The sequence below is a fragment of the Enterobacter cloacae complex sp. genome (assembly GCF_900322725.1).
Lineage (GTDB): Bacteria > Pseudomonadota > Gammaproteobacteria > Enterobacterales > Enterobacteriaceae > Enterobacter > Enterobacter quasihormaechei.
This window is the reverse complement of sequence record NZ_LT991957.1, coordinates 939,687-956,798: the sequence shown is the minus strand read 5'-3', so window position 1 is coordinate 956,798 and position 17,112 is coordinate 939,687. Positions and strand designations below refer to the sequence as shown.

Annotated in this window: 14 protein-coding genes; 9 read left to right on the top strand and 5 right to left on the bottom strand. The window is 59.4% G+C overall.

Features of this window, described 5'->3' with window-relative positions; translation table 11 throughout:
- Positions 1-53: 53 nt before the first annotated feature.
- Both DBR02_RS04895 and ascF read right to left on the bottom strand, forming a co-directional pair.
- Positions 54-1,478 carry a 6-phospho-beta-glucosidase gene (locus DBR02_RS04895; RefSeq protein ID WP_107533598.1) on the bottom strand — a complete coding sequence of 475 codons (1,425 nt, stop codon included), beginning with the start codon at positions 1,476-1,478 and terminating at the stop codon, positions 54-56.
- Between the two features lie 18 nt (positions 1,479-1,496).
- The gene (gene ascF, locus DBR02_RS04890; protein WP_107533597.1) at positions 1,497-2,948 is read right to left on the bottom strand and encodes a PTS cellobiose/arbutin/salicin transporter subunit IIBC; all 1,452 of its coding nucleotides are present in this window, start codon (positions 2,946-2,948) and stop codon (positions 1,497-1,499) included.
- A gap of 214 nt (positions 2,949-3,162) precedes the next feature.
- Here ascF and DBR02_RS04885 point away from each other — a divergent pair, with 214 nt between their 5' ends.
- The 4 genes from DBR02_RS04885 to DBR02_RS04870 all read left to right on the top strand — a co-directional run bounded on the left by DBR02_RS04885 (position 3,163) and on the right by DBR02_RS04870 (position 8,101).
- Complete coding sequence (locus tag DBR02_RS04885; protein WP_107533596.1) at positions 3,163-4,176, top strand: LacI family DNA-binding transcriptional regulator; 1,014 nt, start codon at positions 3,163-3,165, stop codon at positions 4,174-4,176.
- Between the two features lie 132 nt (positions 4,177-4,308).
- Positions 4,309-4,854 (top strand): electron transport protein HydN, encoded by a 546-nt coding sequence (gene hydN, locus DBR02_RS04880; RefSeq protein ID WP_107533595.1) that lies wholly within the window; start codon positions 4,309-4,311, stop codon positions 4,852-4,854.
- Between the two features lie 6 nt (positions 4,855-4,860).
- On the top strand, positions 4,861-7,077 hold the full coding sequence (gene hypF / locus DBR02_RS04875; RefSeq protein WP_107533594.1) for a carbamoyltransferase HypF: 2,217 nt from the start codon (positions 4,861-4,863) through the stop codon (positions 7,075-7,077).
- A gap of 1 nt (position 7,078) precedes the next feature.
- Positions 7,079-8,101, top strand: coding sequence for a HoxN/HupN/NixA family nickel/cobalt transporter (locus DBR02_RS04870; RefSeq protein ID WP_107533593.1), 1,023 nt, complete (start codon positions 7,079-7,081; stop codon positions 8,099-8,101).
- Between the two features lie 113 nt (positions 8,102-8,214).
- On the opposite strand, the gene norW is transcribed toward DBR02_RS04870, so the two are convergent.
- Both norW and norV read right to left on the bottom strand, forming a co-directional pair.
- Entirely contained in the window at positions 8,215-9,348 is a 1,134-nt protein-coding gene (gene norW / locus DBR02_RS04865; RefSeq protein ID WP_107533592.1) for an NADH:flavorubredoxin reductase NorW, read from the bottom strand.
- Positions 9,345-10,793 (bottom strand): anaerobic nitric oxide reductase flavorubredoxin, encoded by a 1,449-nt coding sequence (gene norV / locus DBR02_RS04860; RefSeq protein WP_107533591.1) that lies wholly within the window; start codon positions 10,791-10,793, stop codon positions 9,345-9,347. The genes norW and norV overlap by 4 nt, the downstream gene beginning before the upstream one ends.
- Positions 10,794-10,980: 187 nt before the next feature.
- Here norV and norR point away from each other — a divergent pair, with 187 nt between their 5' ends.
- Positions 10,981-12,495, top strand: a complete 1,515-nt coding sequence (norR, locus tag DBR02_RS04855; protein ID WP_107533590.1) for a nitric oxide reductase transcriptional regulator NorR — start codon at positions 10,981-10,983, stop codon at positions 12,493-12,495.
- Here the strand turns inward: norR and gutQ are convergent.
- Positions 12,492-13,457: an arabinose-5-phosphate isomerase GutQ gene (gene gutQ / locus DBR02_RS04850; protein ID WP_063451846.1), complete on the bottom strand. Its 966-nt coding sequence runs from the start codon at positions 13,455-13,457 to the stop codon at positions 12,492-12,494. The two genes, norR and gutQ, sit on opposite strands and share 4 nt — an antisense overlap.
- 189 nt (positions 13,458-13,646) lie before the next feature.
- On the opposite strand from gutQ, the gene mltB reads away from it, so the two are divergent.
- From mltB to recX, 4 genes are all read left to right on the top strand, one after another.
- Positions 13,647-14,747 carry a lytic murein transglycosylase B gene (gene mltB / locus DBR02_RS04845; RefSeq protein WP_173937188.1) on the top strand — a complete coding sequence of 367 codons (1,101 nt, stop codon included), beginning with the start codon at positions 13,647-13,649 and terminating at the stop codon, positions 14,745-14,747.
- A 133-nt stretch (positions 14,748-14,880) separates the two neighbouring features.
- Positions 14,881-15,378 carry a nicotinamide-nucleotide amidase gene (pncC, locus tag DBR02_RS04840; RefSeq protein WP_063869426.1) on the top strand — a complete coding sequence of 166 codons (498 nt, stop codon included), beginning with the start codon at positions 14,881-14,883 and terminating at the stop codon, positions 15,376-15,378.
- 89 nt (positions 15,379-15,467) lie between these two features.
- The gene (gene recA / locus DBR02_RS04835; protein ID WP_022649140.1) at positions 15,468-16,526 is read left to right on the top strand and encodes a recombinase RecA; all 1,059 of its coding nucleotides are present in this window, start codon (positions 15,468-15,470) and stop codon (positions 16,524-16,526) included.
- Positions 16,527-16,594: 68 nt separating this feature from the next.
- Positions 16,595-17,095: a recombination regulator RecX gene (gene recX / locus DBR02_RS04830; protein WP_107533589.1), complete on the top strand. Its 501-nt coding sequence runs from the start codon at positions 16,595-16,597 to the stop codon at positions 17,093-17,095.
- Positions 17,096-17,112: the final 17 nt, after the last annotated feature.

Genomic DNA, 17,112 nt, shown 5'->3' with positions numbered 1-17,112 from the left:
ACCGGGCCTACAAAACCGTAGGCCCGGTAAGCGTAGCGCCACCGGGCAACAGGCTACGCCAGATCCGCCCCGTTACTCGCAATCACCTTCTTATACCACCAGAACGATTTCTTGCGCTTTCTCTCCAGCGTCCCGTTGCCGGCGTCATCGCGGTCAACGTACACAAACCCGTAGCGCTTGCTCATCTCCCCCGTTGAGGCAGACACCAGGTCAATGCAGCCCCAGGTGGTGTAGCCCATCAGCGGCACGCCGTCCGCAATTGCATCGCCCATCGCGCGGATATGCTCGCGCAGGTAGCTGATGCGGTAGTCGTCGTGGATCTCGCCATTTTCATCAATGACGTCCTTCGCGCCGAGGCCGTTTTCCACCAGGAACAGCGGCTTCTGGTAGCGGTCGTACATCATATTCATGGTGATGCGCAGGCCGAGCGGGTCAATACCCCAGCCCCACTCGCTTACCTGAACGTGCGGGTTACGCAGAGACTTCACGATGTTCGCCGCGCTGGTGTTGCCCGCGTTCATGTCCGCCGACGCGCAGCGCGAGGCGTAATAGCTGAACGAGACAAAATCGACGGTGTTTTTCAGCAGTTCGTCGTCACCGGGATCTTTCACAATCACGACGCCTTTTTCGCGGAACACGCGAGCAGAGTAGGCCGGATAGCTGCCGCGCGCCTGCACGTCGATGAAGAACAGGTTCTCGCGATCTTTCTCCAGCGCCGTCCACACGTCTTCCGGCTTGCAGGAGTACGGGTAAAAATTGCCGCCCGCCAGCATGCAGCCTACCTGGTTTTCCGGGTTGACCTCGTGGGCGATTTTGGTCGCCAGCGCGCTCGCCACCAGCTCGTGGTGCGCGGCCTGGTATTTCACCTGATCCTCGTTTTCACCTTCCTCAAACACCAGCCCCGCGCCGGAGAACGGGCTGTGCAGCATGATGTTGATTTCGTTGAAGGTCAGCCAGTATTTCACCAGCCCGTTAAATGCCTCGAAGCAGGTGCGGGCGTAGCGGGCGAAGAAATCCACCATTTTGCGGTTGCGCCAGGAGCCGTACTCCGTCACCAGGTGCATCGGCACGTCGAAATGGCACAGGGTCACCAGCGGCTCGATGTTGTACTTTTTGCACTCCTCAAACACCGCGCGGTAGAAGGCGATGCCCTCTTTATTTGGCAGCGGCTCGTCGCCGTTCGGATAGAGGCGGCTCCAGGCAATCGAGGTGCGGAACACCGTAAAGCCCATCTCCGCCATCAGGGCGATGTCTTCTTTGTAGCGATGGTAAAAATCAATCGCCTCGTGGCTCGGGTAAAATTCGTCGTCACGCAACGAAAACCGTTTTTCCTTACCGACCTTTACCGCCAGACGGTGTGCGCCATGGGGGATCATATCGACCGTCGTCAGTCCTTTGCCGCCTTCACGGTAAGCACCTTCACTCTGGTTGGCGGCAAGCGCGCCGCCCCATAAAAATCCTTGTGGAAAAACAGACATTCTTACCTCGCTTTCAGTTTATGCTTCTGCTGCTTTGTTCTGGACCGGTGCAGTTTGCAGGGCGCGTGCTTTTTCGGCTTCGTCTTCAACCGGAATATCCTCGAACCCTAACAGCAGGGTCAGGACAAACGACAGCACGACCGCCAGCCCCATCACGCCAAACACCCAGACGATAGTCATCGGGTTGGCCGGATCGAAGAACTGCACGCTGGTGAACAGCCCCGGCGCCGCCATTGAGTGGCTAGCAAGGCCTGCCATGCCCGCGACCGCGCCGCAGATAAAGCCGCTGATCAGGCTCGCAATCAGCGGGCGCTTCAGGCGTACCGCCACGCCGTACAGGGCCGGTTCAGAGATCCCCGCCATGATGGCGGAGGCCGCTGCCGCCAGCGCCGTCTGGCGCAGCTCCGGGTTTTTCGTTTTCCACGCCACCGCCAGCGACGAGCCACCGAGCGACAGGTTAGCGCCGATTTCCGACGGCATCACCATCCCTTCTTTGCCCGTTTCGGCAATGGTCTGGATGATGGTTGGCGTAAAGACGCGGTGCATCCCGGTCATCACCAGCAGTGGCCACAGCGCGCCCATGATGGCAACGGACAGCCAGCCCAGATAGCCGTGGATGGTGTAGACCAGCGCCGAGATGGCGCTACCGATCCAGATCCCCAGCGGGCCAATCAGCACGATGGCGAGCGGGGCGGCAATCAGCACGATCAGCATCGGCTTCAGGAAGTTTTTCGTCACCGCCGGGGTGATGCGATCCACCCAGCGTTCGATATACGACAGGCACCAGGTCATGACCAGAGCCGGGATCACCGTGTAGGTGTATTTCACCGCCGTCACCGGGATCAGCGCGAACTCAACGTGCTCGCCCTGCGCGGCTTTCGCCATCAGCTCGATAAAGCTCGGGTGAACCAGCACGCCCGCAATGGCAATCGCCAGCGACATGTTGGTTTTGAACTTCACCGCTGCGGAAGCCGCCACCATCAGCGGCAGGAAGAAGAAGGCTCCGTCGCCGATGACCGTCAGAATGGTGAGCGTCGGCGCGCCTTTTTCCAGCACGCCGGTCATTTCGAGGATCATCGCCAGCAGCTTGACCATTGAGCCACCGATGATCGCCGGGATCAGCGGCGACATGGTGCCGATCAGCGCGTCGAGGATCCCCGCGCCAATCCGGCGCAGCGTGAGTTTCTGGGGACCTTCCGGTACGGCAGGTTTCAGGTTGGCTGGCAGCAGGTTCACCACTTCACGGTACGCCTGGGACACGGTATTGCCAATAATCACCTGGCACTGGTTGTCGTTGCGCACCACGCCGAGCACGCCGCTGATGCTTTTCAGGCGCGCGGCGTCGGTAAGGTTTTCGTCTTTCAGAACGAAGCGCAGGCGCGTCATGCAGTGGGTGACGGCGACGATGTTGTCTTTGCCGCCCAGCGCGCTGACAACGTCGTTTGCCAGCGCGGCGTAGTTTTTGGCCATCGGAAATGTTCCTGTTATCGTTGTGTGAAATGTAGGAAACCGGTTTCACATAATCATCATGAGTTTCTTTTGAACGCACAAGATCGCTTTTTATGCATTTTTTCGTTTCGTGATGACGATCACTCGTGGCCGTAAAAAGCGTGACAACGCTGCTGCGACAATTTTTCTGCGGTGAAGTACACTGCGGCTCATCGGTTTTGAAGGGAATAACACGATGACCACGATGCTGGAAGTGGCGAAGCGGGCGGGCGTGTCGAAAGCGACGGTTTCCCGGGTGCTGTCGGGAAACGGCTACGTTAGCCAGGAGACCAAAGACCGGGTTTTTCAGGCCATTGAAGAGAGCGGGTATCGCCCCAATTTGCTGGCGCGTAACCTGGCGACCAAACGCACCCAGACACTGGGGCTGGTGGTGACGAATACCCTTTACCACGGCGTCTACTTTAGCGAGCTGCTGTTTAACGCCGCGCGGATGACGGAAGAGAAGGGCCGTCAGCTGATCCTGGCGGATGGTAAACACAGCGCCGAAGAAGAGCGCGAGGCGATCCAGTACCTGCTGGATATGCGCTGCGATGCGGTGATCATCTACCCGCGTTTTCTGAGCGTGGAAGAGCTGGACGAGATTATCGACAAATGCGAGCAGCCGATCGTGGTGCTCAACCGCCGTTTGCGGAAAAACAGCAGCCACAGCGTCTGGTCCGATCATAAAGCGTCGTGTCAGGACGCGGTTTCGCAGCTGATCGCGAAAGGCCACCGGGACATTGCGTTTATCACCGGCTCGCTGGATTCACCGACCGGGGTGGAGCGTCTCTCCGGCTACCGGGACGCCCTGGCGCAGCACGGCATTGCCGTGCGCGACGCGCTGATCGCCGAAGGGAAGTGGAGCCCGGCCAGCGGCGCGGCGGCGGTCACACAGCTGCTCAGCCGTGGCGAAGCGTTTACCGCGCTGGTGGCGAGCAATGACGATATGGCGATCGGTGCCATCAAGCAGCTGCACGAGAGCGGCGTCGCCATGCCGGACGCGGTGTCCGTCATCGGCTTTGACGACGTGGCGATTGCGCCCTACATCGTGCCGTCTCTCTCCAGCGTGCGCATTCCGGTGACGGCAATGATCCAGGAGACCATCAGCCGCCTGATTTTCATGCTCGACGGCGGTGAGTTTAAATACCAGCAAACCTTCTCCGGCGAGCTTGTCCTGCGCGACTCCGTTACTGACGGCCCGCATCGCTGACGTCGACATCTGTCATCGTCACTAATGACGATGACAGCGACCAACGTTATTTATCTTCTTTTAAATCAATGAATTAAAAACTGGCACGGTTTATGAATAGCTTCGCGCATAACAGTTATGCCGGAGAAGCAGATGAACCGTTTTATTATGGCCGATGCCAGTAAATGCATTGGTTGCCGTACCTGTGAGGTCGCGTGCGTGGTGTCCCATCAGGCAGAGCAGGATTGCGCCGCTCTGACTCCCGACACCTTCCTGCCGCGCATTCACGTCATTAAAGGCGTGAATATTTCCACCGCCGCTATCTGTCGCCAGTGCGAAGATGCGCCGTGCGCCAACGCCTGTCCGAACGGCGCGATTAAGCGCGAGAAAGGTTTTGTGCACGTGATGCAGGAGCGCTGCATCGGGTGCAAAACCTGCGTGGTGGCGTGTCCGTATGGCGCGATGGAGGTGGTGGTTCGCCCGGTGGTGCGCAACAGCGGTATCGGGCTGAGCGTGCGCGCGGAGAAAGCCGAAGCCAATAAATGTGACCTCTGCTACCACCGGGACGCCGGTCCGGCGTGTATGGAAGCCTGTCCGACGCATGCGCTGGTCTGCGTCGATCGCGACAAGCTCGAACAGATGAGTGCCGAAAAACGCCGCCGCGCGGCGTTCGACACCTCGTCATCGCTGCTGTTTTAAGCTGCAATGCGCGTGAACGGCGTACAGCTTCGGGTGCGTGGCAAAGTACAGGGCGTAGGGTTTCGGCCCTTCGTCTGGCAGCTGGCGCATCGGCTGAAGCTGACAGGCGACGTGTGCAACGACGGAGAGGGGGTCCTGGTGCGTCTCGCGGGCAGTGGGGGTGACTTTACCGCGAGACTGCGCCAGGATTGCCCACCGCTGGCGCGTATCGATCACGTTGAAACGCAGCCGTTCAGCTGGACGACGCTGCCGGACGCGTTTGTCATCCGCCACAGCGAGAGCGGGGCGATGGACACGCAAATCGTCCCGGATGCCGCCACCTGCCCCGCATGCCTGGCGGAGATGCGCGATCCCCGCGAACGTCGCTATCGCTACCCGTTTATTAACTGCACCCACTGCGGCCCGCGTTTCACCATCATCCGCGCCATGCCGTATGACCGACCGGCCACGTCGATGGCCCCATTTCCCCTCTGTCCGCCGTGCGAAACGGAATACCGCAATCCGGCCGATCGCCGTTTTCACGCCCAGCCGGTGGCCTGCCCGGACTGTGGACCGCAGCTGGAGTGGCGAGCCGGAGACACTGTTGCCACTCGCGAATCGGCCTTAAACGCGGCGGTGGAGAGGCTGAAAAACGGCGGGATCGTGGCGGTTAAAGGGCTGGGGGGATTTCATCTGGTTTGCGACGCGCTTAACCCCCGGGCGGTACAGACGTTGCGGGCACGCAAGGAGCGCCCGACGAAGCCGCTGGCGGTGATGATCCCCCATGCGGATGCTCTGCCGCAGGCCATTCAGACGCGGTTACGCTCTTCCGCTGCGCCGATTGTGCTGACGCCAAAAGCCTCTCTTCCCGCGTTTCCTGAGGAGATTGCGCCGGGGCTGAATACGGTCGGCGTGATGCTGCCCGCGAACCCGCTCCAGCATTTGTTAGTGATGGCGTGCCGGCGCCCGCTGGTGATGACCTCCGGTAACCTCAGCGGTCGCCCGCCCGCCATCACCAACCCGCAGGCGCTGGAAGCGCTCCGCGACGTGGCTGACGGTTTCCTGCTGCACAACCGCGACATTCTGCAACGGATGGATGATTCGGTGATGGATCAGGAGGGCGCAATGCTGCGTCGCGCGCGGGGTTTTGTGCCGGATGCCATCACATTACCCGCCGGATTTCACGATATCCCTCCCATGCTGTGCACCGGCGCGGACATGAAAAATACCTTCTGCCTGGTGCGCGGCAGCCAGGCGGTGCTGAGCCAGCATTTTGGCAACCTTCGCGACGAGGGCGTTGACGTCCAGTGGCGCGCGGCGCTGGCGCTGATGCAGCAGATTTACGCTTTTCAGCCGGAACGCGTGGTGTGCGATGCCCATCCCGGATATCACGCCCAACGGTGGGCGCAGGCGCAGGGGCTGCCCGTTGCAACCGTGCTGCATCATCACGCGCATGCGGCAGCGTGTCTGGCGGAGAACGGCTGGCCGCTGGACGGCGGGGATGCTATTGCCCTGACGCTGGACGGGATAGGCATGGGCGAGAATGGCGCGCTGTGGGGCGGCGAGTGTCTGCGGGTGAACTATCTCGACTGCGAACGGCTGGGCGGTCTGCCAGCCGTCTCGCTGCCCGGGGGCGATCTGGCAGCGAAACAGCCGTGGCGCAATTTGCTCGCCCACTGCCTGGCGTTCGTACCCGACTGGCAGCAGTACCCGGAAACAGAGGCGGTACAGCGTCAAAACTGGCCGCTGCTGGCAACGGCGGTGTCACGCGGTATCAATGCGCCGCTGGCCTCTTCCTGTGGTCGGCTGTTCGACGCCGTGGCCTGTGCGCTGGGCATTGAAACGCAGCGCTATGAGGGCGAAGCCGCGTGCCGGCTGGAGGCGCTGGCCGAACGGTGCGCGGGAGTCGAGCATCCGGTGACGCTACAGGCGAATAACCTCACGCTGTTCTGGCAGCAGTGGCTAGCCTGGCGGGCGGAACCCGGCGAGCGCGCCTGGGCATTTCACGATGCGCTGGCGAAGGGGCTGAGTGAACTGGCGGCAACGCATGCGCGCCGACTGTCGCTCTCTACGGTGTGCTTCAGCGGAGGTGTCCTTCACAACCGCCTGCTGCGCGCGCGCCTTCGTCATTACCTTTCTGATTTCACGCTTCTGTTTCCTTCGCGCCTGCCCGCAGGTGACGGAGCGATCTCCTTCGGGCAGGCGGTGGTTGCTGCCGCCCGGTCATGTTCACAAAGGATTTAAAATGTTACGACTTTTACGCAATGAACCTCGTGCAGCGTGCCTGCTGCTGGCTCTGGTGATGGCTAATCTGCTGGCCTGGGGGCTGGCGTGGCAAACCTTTAGCGGCAGTACGGCGCTGATGGCGGCCAGCCTGCTGGCCTGGTGTTACGGGCTGCGCCACGCGGTGGATGCCGACCATATCGCGGCGATTGATACCGTCACGCGTAAGATGATGCAGCAGGGCAAACGCCCGTCCGGCGTGGGCGCATGGTTTTCCCTCGGACACTCCACCATTGTGGTGCTGGCGTCCATCGCCATTGCGGCGACCGCCACGGCGTTTCAAAAAAATATGGCGTGGTTCCACGAAACCGGCAGCCTGATTGGCACCGCCGTCTCCGCCACCTTCCTGCTGGCGATGGCGCTGGTGAATATGGTGATCCTGCGCGGCGTCTGGCGCAGTTTCCAGTCGCTGAAAAACGGCAGGCCCGTGCAGGGTGACATTACGCTGCCTGCGCAGGGTGGCGTCATGAACTGGCTGTTCGGCAAAACCTTCCGCCTCGTCAATAAAAGCTGGCAGATGTATCTGGTGGGTTTCCTGTTTGGCCTCGGCTTCGACACGGCCACCGAAATTGGCGTGCTAGGGATCTCCGCCGCCAGCGCCTCCAGCGGGATGTCGGTGTGGTCGATCATGATCTTCCCGGCGCTCTTCGCCAGCGGCATGGCGCTGGTGGATACGCTCGATAACCTGCTGATGGTGGGCGCCTACGGCTGGGCGTTCAACAAGCCGCAGCGCAAGCTGTACTACAACATGACCATCACCGGCACCTCGGTGGTGGTGGCGCTGTTTATCGGCGGGCTGGAAGCGCTGGGTCTGCTGATGGACAAGTTCGCCCTCAGCGGCGGCGTGTGGGATCTGATTGGCGCGGTGAACGACAACCTGGGCGACGCCGGGTTTGTGGTGGTCGGGCTGTTTGTCGCCTGCTGGCTGATCTCAATGGTGAACTACCGCTGGCGTGGCTATGATGCGCTGGTGGTGCGGTCCTGAACCACGCAGCCCTGTTTTTGCCCGGCGGCGCTACGCTTGCGCGGGCCTACAAGGTTTGCCGTTATGGTGTTAAGTAGGCCGGGTACGCGGAGCGCCACCCGGCATTACGAGGGTTAAGCAGGAAGCGATTTCAGCAGCGCGAAGGCCTCCTTCATTCTGTCTTCGCTGACGACAAAGGCGCGCGTCTGACCCTCAGCATCCGTACCGCGCGCCACCATGCCCTGAGGCTCAATGGCTATCTGCCAGTTCAGATCCTGACGCTGCGTTTCACCGGCGAGATGCAGCGGTAATTCCGGCGTTTTCACTTTCACCAGCATGGCGGGTAATTTCACCGGTGCGCTGCCGCCGAGCAGGTTTTTCGCCAGAAACATGGCGCTTAACTGAATCGGTTGCAGGAACGGCAGCACCTTTCCGTTAATTTCCGCGCAGTCGCCCAGGGCATAAATGTCCGGCTGGGTGGTTTGCAGGTAGCTGTCTACCTTCACGCCGCGGTTTATTTCGGCCCCTGCGCGGTGCGCCAGCGCGGTTTCCGGGCGCAAACCCGTCGCCGCGATAACCACATCCACTTCCACGCTGCGGTTGCGGTCGAGCGTTGCAAGAACGCCGGTTTCGGTTTTGCTCAGGCTCTGCAACTGCGATTTCAGCAGCAGATGCACGCCCATGTCGGTCAGACGATGCTGTAAGCGACTGCTTACTTCTGCCGGCATCAGCGCCGACAGAATGCTGGCCGCGTGGTCAACCAGGGTGACGGATTTACCCGCCCGACAGAAGTCCATCGCCAGCTCGGTGCCAATCAGCCCGCCGCCGACAATCATCACTCTGGCGGCATCGCGTAGCCGGGTTTCGCTGGCCTGATACTCCTGCTGGCTGTTGAGCGTGACCATCAGCTCGCGGCCCTCAACCGGCGGCACAAACGCAGAGGCGCCCGTCGCCAGCACCAGCTTATCGTACTGCCAGGTATGATCTTTCGCTTTCACCACATGGGCGTCGGCGTCAATATCCGTGACCCAGGTGTACGGAAACAGACGCAGGTTAAATTGCTCTGCGAACTCCCCCGCCGTCTGGCGGGTGAGATCTTCGGCGCGCTGATTCTGGCTAATGACGTGGCTTAAATCAGGCTTGTTGTACTCGTCCATGCTGTCGGCGGCGATCACCGTCAACGGCACGTTAGCATCCTGTTTGCGGATATTTTTCACCAGCTGGCGGGCGGCAAAGCCCGAGCCAATAATGACGATGCCGTGGCTCATTTTGCCTCCGTTGCCAGTTCATCAAAGACGTCTTTGCCGAGGGAACATTCAGGGCAGAGGAAGTTGTCCGGCACCTCGCTCCACGGCGTACCCGGCGCGACATCCTGCAACGGCTCGCCCAGTTCAGGATCGTAAATCCACTGGCAGACGCTGCACTGCATGCAAGGGCCGAGGTCGGCAGCGGCAGGGGCGGCTTCTGCTACGGCTTCCGGCGCAACCGCCGCGGCGGGGGCGGTTTGCGGCAGCGGCGCAAGCGCCCACTGGCGTGCAATGTCGCGGCCGTGCTGGCGACAGACTTCCAGCGCGTCGAGGTCCGGACGCCATTTCGCTTTCAGGCTCATGGACATCTCAAAGCCGGCATCCTGTAAACGGGTGGAGAGACGGTCTACCGCGCCGCCGCTCCAGCCGTGAGAGCCAAAGGCGCTGGCGCGTTTGTTACGAAAGCGCAGGCCAGTCATCTCTTCCACCAGTCCGGCAATCTTCGGCATCATCACGTTGTTCATGGTGGAGGTACCCACCAGCACGCCCTTAGAGCGGAAGACGTTGGTCAGGATTTCGTTTTTATCGCTACGCGCCACGTTGAAGATTTTCACCGCCACGTTCGGGTCAACTTCGTTGATGCCCTGGGCAATCGCGTCCGCCATCATGCGGGTGTTGTTGGACATGGTGTCGTAGAAGATGGTGATGCGGTCTTCCTGGTAATCCGCCGCCCATTTCAGGTACAGCTCGACGATCTGGGTGGGGTTTTCACGCCATACCACGCCGTGGGAGGTCGCAATCATATCTACCGGCAGGTTGAAGCCGAGGATCTCGGTGATTTTTGGCGTGACCAGACGGCTGAATGGGGTCAGGATATTGGCGTAGTAGCGCTGGCACTGTTCGAACAGCTCGGTCTGATCCACTTCATCATTGAACAGACGTTCGTCGCAGTAATGCTGGCCGAAGGCGTCGTTACTGAACAGCACCGCGTCACCGGTCATGTAGGTCATCATGCTGTCCGGCCAGTGCAGCATCGGAGTTTCCACGAAGATCAGCTGCTTGCCGTTGCCGATATCCAGCGAATCGCCGGTTTTTACGGTGTGGAAGTTCCACTCCGGATGGTGGTGGTGACCGTTGATGGAGTCAATGGCGTTGGTGGTGCAGTAGATCGGAGTATCCGGAATATAAGACATCAGCTCGGTCAGGGCCCCGGCGTGATCCTCTTCCGCATGGTTGATGATGATGTAATCGATGTCGTTCAGGTCGATTTCACCACGCAGGTTCTGCACGAACTCACGGCTGAATTTGTGATCGACGGTATCGATCAGGACGTTTTTACCTTCACGGATGAGATAGCTGTTGTAGCTGCTGCCGCGCAGCGTTTTGTATTCCGTGCCGTGAAAATCACGTACTTCCCAGTCACGTTGACCCACCCAATGAATGTTATTTTTAACCAGAATAGACATAGCAACCTCAGCGTAATACAGCGTTTTCAAATAAGATGGTTTGCTTATATCAAGTTGCGTGCCAACTTTTTATATATTTGAATTTTAAGCGTTTATTATTTTATGGCCCATAATGGATAGTCATTATGACTATCTTAAAAATTGTCAATATGACATTATGTGTTGTCAAAATGACAGTGAGGCAGACATGAGCTTTTCCGTAGACGTCCTGGCGAAAATCGCCATAGAACTGCAAACCGGTATTGGTCATCAGGACCGCTTTCAACGGCTGATCTCCACGTTGCGCCACGTGCTGGATTGCGATGCGTCGGCGCTGCTGCGTTACGAAGGGCGGCAGTTTATTCCGCTGGCTATCGACGGCCTGGCGAAGGACGTACTCGGGCGGCGCTTTACGCTGGAGGGCCACCCGCGTCTGGAAACCATTGCCCGCGCGGGCGATGTGGTGCGTTTCCCGGCAGACAGCGATCTGCCCGATCCGTACGACGGCCTGATTCCGGGGCAGGAGAGCCTGAAGGTGCACGCCTGTATTGGCCTGCCGCTGTTCGCAGGCCAGAATCTGATTGGCGCATTAACCCTCGACGGCATGTCGCCGGATCAGTTCGACACCTTCAGCGACGAAGAGCTACGGCTGATTGCCGCGCTGGCAGCCGGGGCGCTGAACAATGCACTGCTAATAGAACAGCTGGAGAGCCAGAATATTCTTCCCGGTAGCCCGACGGCGTTTGAGCAGGTGGCGCACACCGAGATGATCGGCCTTTCGCCGGGCATGGAGCAGCTCAAAAAAGAGATTGAGATTGTCGCCGCGTCTGATTTGAACGTGCTGATCTTCGGGGAAACCGGCACCGGTAAAGAGCTGGTGGCGAAAGCGATCCACGAAGCCTCGCCGCGCGCGGTGAACCCGCTGGTGTACCTCAACTGCGCGGCGCTGCCGGAAAGCGTGGCGGAAAGCGAGCTGTTCGGTCACGTCAAAGGGGCGTTTACCGGGGCGATCAGCAACCGCAGCGGCAAGTTCGAAATGGCCGACAACGGCACGCTGTTCCTGGATGAAATTGGCGAGCTCTCCCTTTCGCTCCAGGCCAAGCTGCTGCGCGTGTTGCAGTATGGCGATATTCAACGCGTGGGTGACGATCGCAGCTTACGCGTGGATGTGCGCGTGCTGGCGGCGACGAACCGCGATCTGCGCGAAGAGGTGCTGGCGGGGAATTTCCGCGTCGATCTGTTCCACCGCCTGAGCGTGTTCCCGCTCACGGTGCCGCCGCTGCGCGAGCGGGGCGACGACGTGGTGCTGCTGGCGGGCTTTTTCTGCGAACAGTGTCGGCTCAAAATGGGGCTCTCCCGCGTGGTGCTAAGCCCCGGTGCGAGGACGCACCTTCTGAGCTACGGCTGGCCGGGTAACGTGCGTGAGCTGGAACATGCGATCCACCGTGCGGTGGTGCTGGCGCGGGCAACGCGTTCGGGGGATGAAGTGGTTATTCATGCGCGCCATTTTGCATTGCATGAGGAAACGACGCCGTCCGTTAAGCCAGTTTTACCGGAGAGCGTGAACGAAAACCTGCGCGAGGCGACGGACGCGTTCCAGCGCCAGATGATTACCCGCGCGCTAGAGCAGAATAACCGCAGCTGGGCGGCGTGCGCGCGGGCGTTGGAGATGGACGTCGCCAACCTCCACAGGCTGGCGAAACGTCTGGGGCTTAAGGGTTAAAGTATTCCCGCCTGGTAGAAGTCTTGCAGGTTGATTGCGCCGCACAGCCTGCCGTGCTCGTCCACCACCGGTGCGGCGGTGATTTTACGCTTCATCAGCACCTCTTTGGCTTCAATGGCGCGGCTCTCGGCATTCAGCGTCAGCCCGCCCCGGGTCATTGCTTCGGATACCCGCGCCTCCAGTTTGCCGCCGCCCACCAGCCAGCGGCGCAGGTCGCCGTCGGTGAAGACGCCCTTCACCTGGCGGTCGTTGTCGCACACCGCAACCAGCCCCAGCCCGGTGCGGCTCAGCTCCAGCATGGCGTCCATCACGCTGGTGTCGAGCTTGACCTGCGGAATGGCATCGTCCGTGCGCATCAGGTGGTGTACCTTGTTGAGCAGACGTGCGCCGAGCGCGCCCGCAGGGTGAGAGCGGGCAAAATCTTCTTCACTAAAACCGCGCGCCTGCATCACCGCCATGGCCAGCGCGTCGCCCATCATCAGCGTGTTGACGGTGCTGGAGGTGGGGGCCAGGTGCATCGGGCAGGCTTCGCGCTCAACGGAAATATCCAGCGTTGCTTTCGCGGCCAGCGCCAGCGGCGAGCGGGGTTTTCCGGTCATCGCTAACAGGGCTACCGATTTTTCTTGCAGGCGAGGGATGATGAGATCCAGCTCTTTGGCTGAACCGGAGTAGGAGATAAACAGCATCACGTCGCGGCTTTCGATCATCCCCAGATCGCCGTGCAGCGCTTCGGCAGGGTGAACGAAAAACGCCGGAGTGCCGGTGCTGGCAAGCGTCGCGGCAATCTTCTTGCCGATATGGCCGGATTTACCGATACCCGCCACGATCACTTTGCCTTCGCAGTGGATAATAGCGTTGGCTGCACGAACAAAATCCTCACCCAGACGCTCCGGCAGGCGGCTGGCTTCCTGGAGTTCCAGCAGCAGGGTCTGACGGCCTGCGTTTAACAGAAAATCACTCATTTTTCTCTCCGGTTACGATCGTTCCCATCCCCCCCTCTGACAGAAGGGGCGCTTATCATAATGCATTCTCCCTGCGCAGACCGTGGTCAATGATAAAGATTTTGCTTACGGTCATATAACCGCTTCCTTGAGGAGTCGGGGATGCTTTACCATACTGGGTTCTTACCGAACTCGTTAAATGGATGCCACATGTTCAAGCGTCGTTATGCAGCGCTGTTACCTGCGCTTATTCTTCTGTCCGCCTGTAGTAGCAAACCCAAAACTGAAGCCGTTCAGCCAACGGCTGGCGCGCCTTCCGGCGGGTTCCTGCTGGAACCACAGCATAATATGATGCAGATGGGCGGCGACTTCGCGAATAACCCTGCGGCCGAACAGTTCATCGATAAAATGGTGAGCAAGCACGGTTTTGACCGCCAGCAGCTGCATGCCATTTTGTCTCAGGCGAAGCGTCTGGACTACGTGCTGCGCCTGATGGACAGGCAGGCACCGTCGGCCCAGGTGCCGAGCGGGCCAAACGGCGCGTGGCTGCGCTACCGCAAACAGTTTATTACCCCGGACAACGTGCAGAACGGCGTGGCGTTCTGGAATCAGTATGAAGACGCCCTGAACCGCGCCTGGCAGGTCTACGGCGTGCCGCCGGAAATTATCGTCGGGATTATTGGGGTAGAGACCCGCTGGGGCCGCATTATGGGCAAAACCCGCATCCTCGACGCGCTGGCGACGCTCTCCTTCAACTACCCGCGCCGCGCGGAGTATTTCTCCTCCGAGCTGGAAACCTTCCTGCTGATGGCGCGAGACGAACAGGACGATCCGTTGGATCTGAAAGGGTCGTTTGCCGGAGCCATGGGCTACGGCCAGTTTATGCCGTCTTCCTATAAGCAGTACGCGGTAGATTTTAACGGGGACGGTCACATCAACCTGTGGGATCCCGAAGACGCCATCGGCAGCGTGGCCAACTACTTTAAAGCGCACGGCTGGACGCCGGGCGGCCAGGTGGCGGTGCAGGCGAACGGCGAGGCGTTCGGCCTGGAAAACGGATTTAAGACCAAATACAGCGTTGCACAGCTGGCAGCGGCAGGCTTAACGCCGTCGCAGCCGCTGGGTAACGTTGACCAGGTGAGCCTGCTGCGCCTGGATGTCGGAACGGGCTACCAGTACTGGTTCGGACTGCCGAACTTCTACACCATTACCCGCTACAACCACAGCACGCACTATGCGATGGCGGTGTGGCAGCTGGGCCTGGCGGTGTCCCAGGCGCGCGTGCCGGCGGCGTCACCGTTCAGCCAGTAATTGCCTTCTCCACAGCCGGTGCGCCCGCACCGGCTATTTTCTGAAGCCCCCTCGTAAAACCCGACGCGCATCCCCATATCTTTCGAGAAAGTGCTATCTTGTGCTGCATGTTTTTCTAAGGCCTGGAGCGAGAATGACTGACCATGAATTGATGCAGCTTAGCGAAGTGGTAGGGCTGGCGCTGAAGCAGCGCGGCGCGACTATCACGACCGCAGAATCCTGCACCGGCGGCTGGGTGGCGAAAGTGATTACCGATATTGCCGGCAGTTCCGCCTGGTTTGAACGCGGCTTTGTGACCTACAGTAACGAGGCTAAAGCGCAGATGATTGGCGTGCGTGAAGCCACGCTCGAACAGCATGGCGCGGTCAGCGAGCCGGTAGTGATTGAGATGGCGATTGGCGCGCTGAAAGAGGCGCGCGCAGATTACGCTATCTCAATCAGCGGCATCGCGGGGCCGGACGGCGGTAGCGACGTGAAGCCTGTAGGCACCGTCTGGTTTGGCTTTGCCACCTCAAAAGGTGAAGGGATCACCCGCCGGGAATGCTTCAGCGGCGATCGCGAAAGCGTGCGTCGTCAGGCAACGGAATACGCGTTAAAAACGCTCTGGCAACAATTTCTACAAAATACTTGATACTGTATGACTATACAGTATAATTGCCTCAACAGAACAGAAGTCCATGGTGAAGCGCAGTTGCTTCTCCCGGCATGACAGGAGTAATAATGGCTATCGACGAAAACAAACAGAAAGCGTTGGCGGCAGCACTGGGCCAGATCGAAAAGCAATTCGGTAAAGGCTCCATCATGCGCCTGGGTGAAGACCGTTCCATGGACGTGGAAACTATCTCCACCGGTTCGCTTTCTCTTGATATCGCACTGGGCGCTGGCGGTTTGCCAATGGGCCGTATCGTAGAAATCTACGGTCCGGAATCCTCGGGTAAAACCACCCTGACGTTGCAGGTTGTTGCGGCGGCACAGCGCGAAGGTAAAACCTGTGCGTTTATCGATGCCGAGCACGCGCTGGACCCAGTCTATGCCCGTAAGCTGGGCGTTGATATCGACAACCTGCTGTGCTCCCAGCCGGATACCGGCGAGCAGGCACTGGAAATTTGTGACGCGCTGGCGCGCTCAGGTGCGGTTGACGTGATCATCGTCGACTCCGTTGCGGCGCTGACGCCAAAAGCGGAAATTGAAGGTGAAATCGGTGACTCTCACATGGGCCTCGCGGCACGTATGATGAGCCAGGCGATGCGTAAGCTGGCGGGTAACCTTAAGCAGTCCAATACGCTGCTGATCTTCATCAACCAGATCCGTATGAAAATTGGTGTGATGTTCGGTAACCCGGAAACCACCACCGGTGGTAACGCACTGAAATTCTACGCTTCTGTCCGTCTGGATATCCGCCGTATCGGCGCGGTGAAAGAGGGTGATAACGTAGTCGGTAGCGAAACCCGCGTGAAGGTTGTGAAGAACAAAATCGCGGCACCGTTCAAACAGGCTGAGTTCCAGATCCTCTACGGCGAAGGTATCAACTTCCTCGGCGAGCTGGTTGACCTGGGCGTGAAAGAGAAGCTGATTGAAAAAGCGGGCGCATGGTACAGCTACAACGGTGACAAGATTGGTCAGGGTAAAGCGAATGCGATCTCCTGGCTGAAGGAGAACCCGGCGGCGGCGAAAGAGATTGAGAAGAAGGTGCGTGAACTCCTGCTGAGCAACCAGGACTCCAAACCTGATTTCGTGGTCGATGGCGCGGATGCTGAAGAAACCAACGAAGACTTTTAATCCTCTCGGATAAAAATGAAGGGCTGCTGATGCGGCCCTTTTTGCATTTCTGAATCGACAGGTTTTTTATGAGTGAACCGACATCACGCCGACCAGCTTACGCGCGCTTGCTGGATCGGGCCGTGCGAATTCTTGCCGTGCGTGACCATAGCGAACAGGAGCTACGGCGGAAACTGTCAGCGCCCGTCATGAGCAAAAATGGGCCAGAAGACATTGATGCCACCGCAGAGGATTATGACCGTGTGGTTGCCTGGTGCTATGAGCATCACTATCTGGATGACGGCCATTTTGCCGCTCGCTTTCTCGCCAGCCGCGGCCGCAAAGGTTACGGCCCCGCGCGTATCCGCCAGGAGCTGAACCAGAAAGGCGTAGCCCGTGAATCGATTGAAAAAGCCATGCGTGAAAGTGAAATCGACTGGTGCGAACTGGCGCGCGAACAGGCAGTACGTAAGTACGGAGAGCCGCTGCCGCGTGAATTTTCAGAAAAAGTTAAAATCCAGCGCTTTTTGCTCTACCGCGGCTTCCTGATGGAAGATATTCAGGATATCTGGCGTAATTTTACCGATTGAACGCATGCGGGATTTTA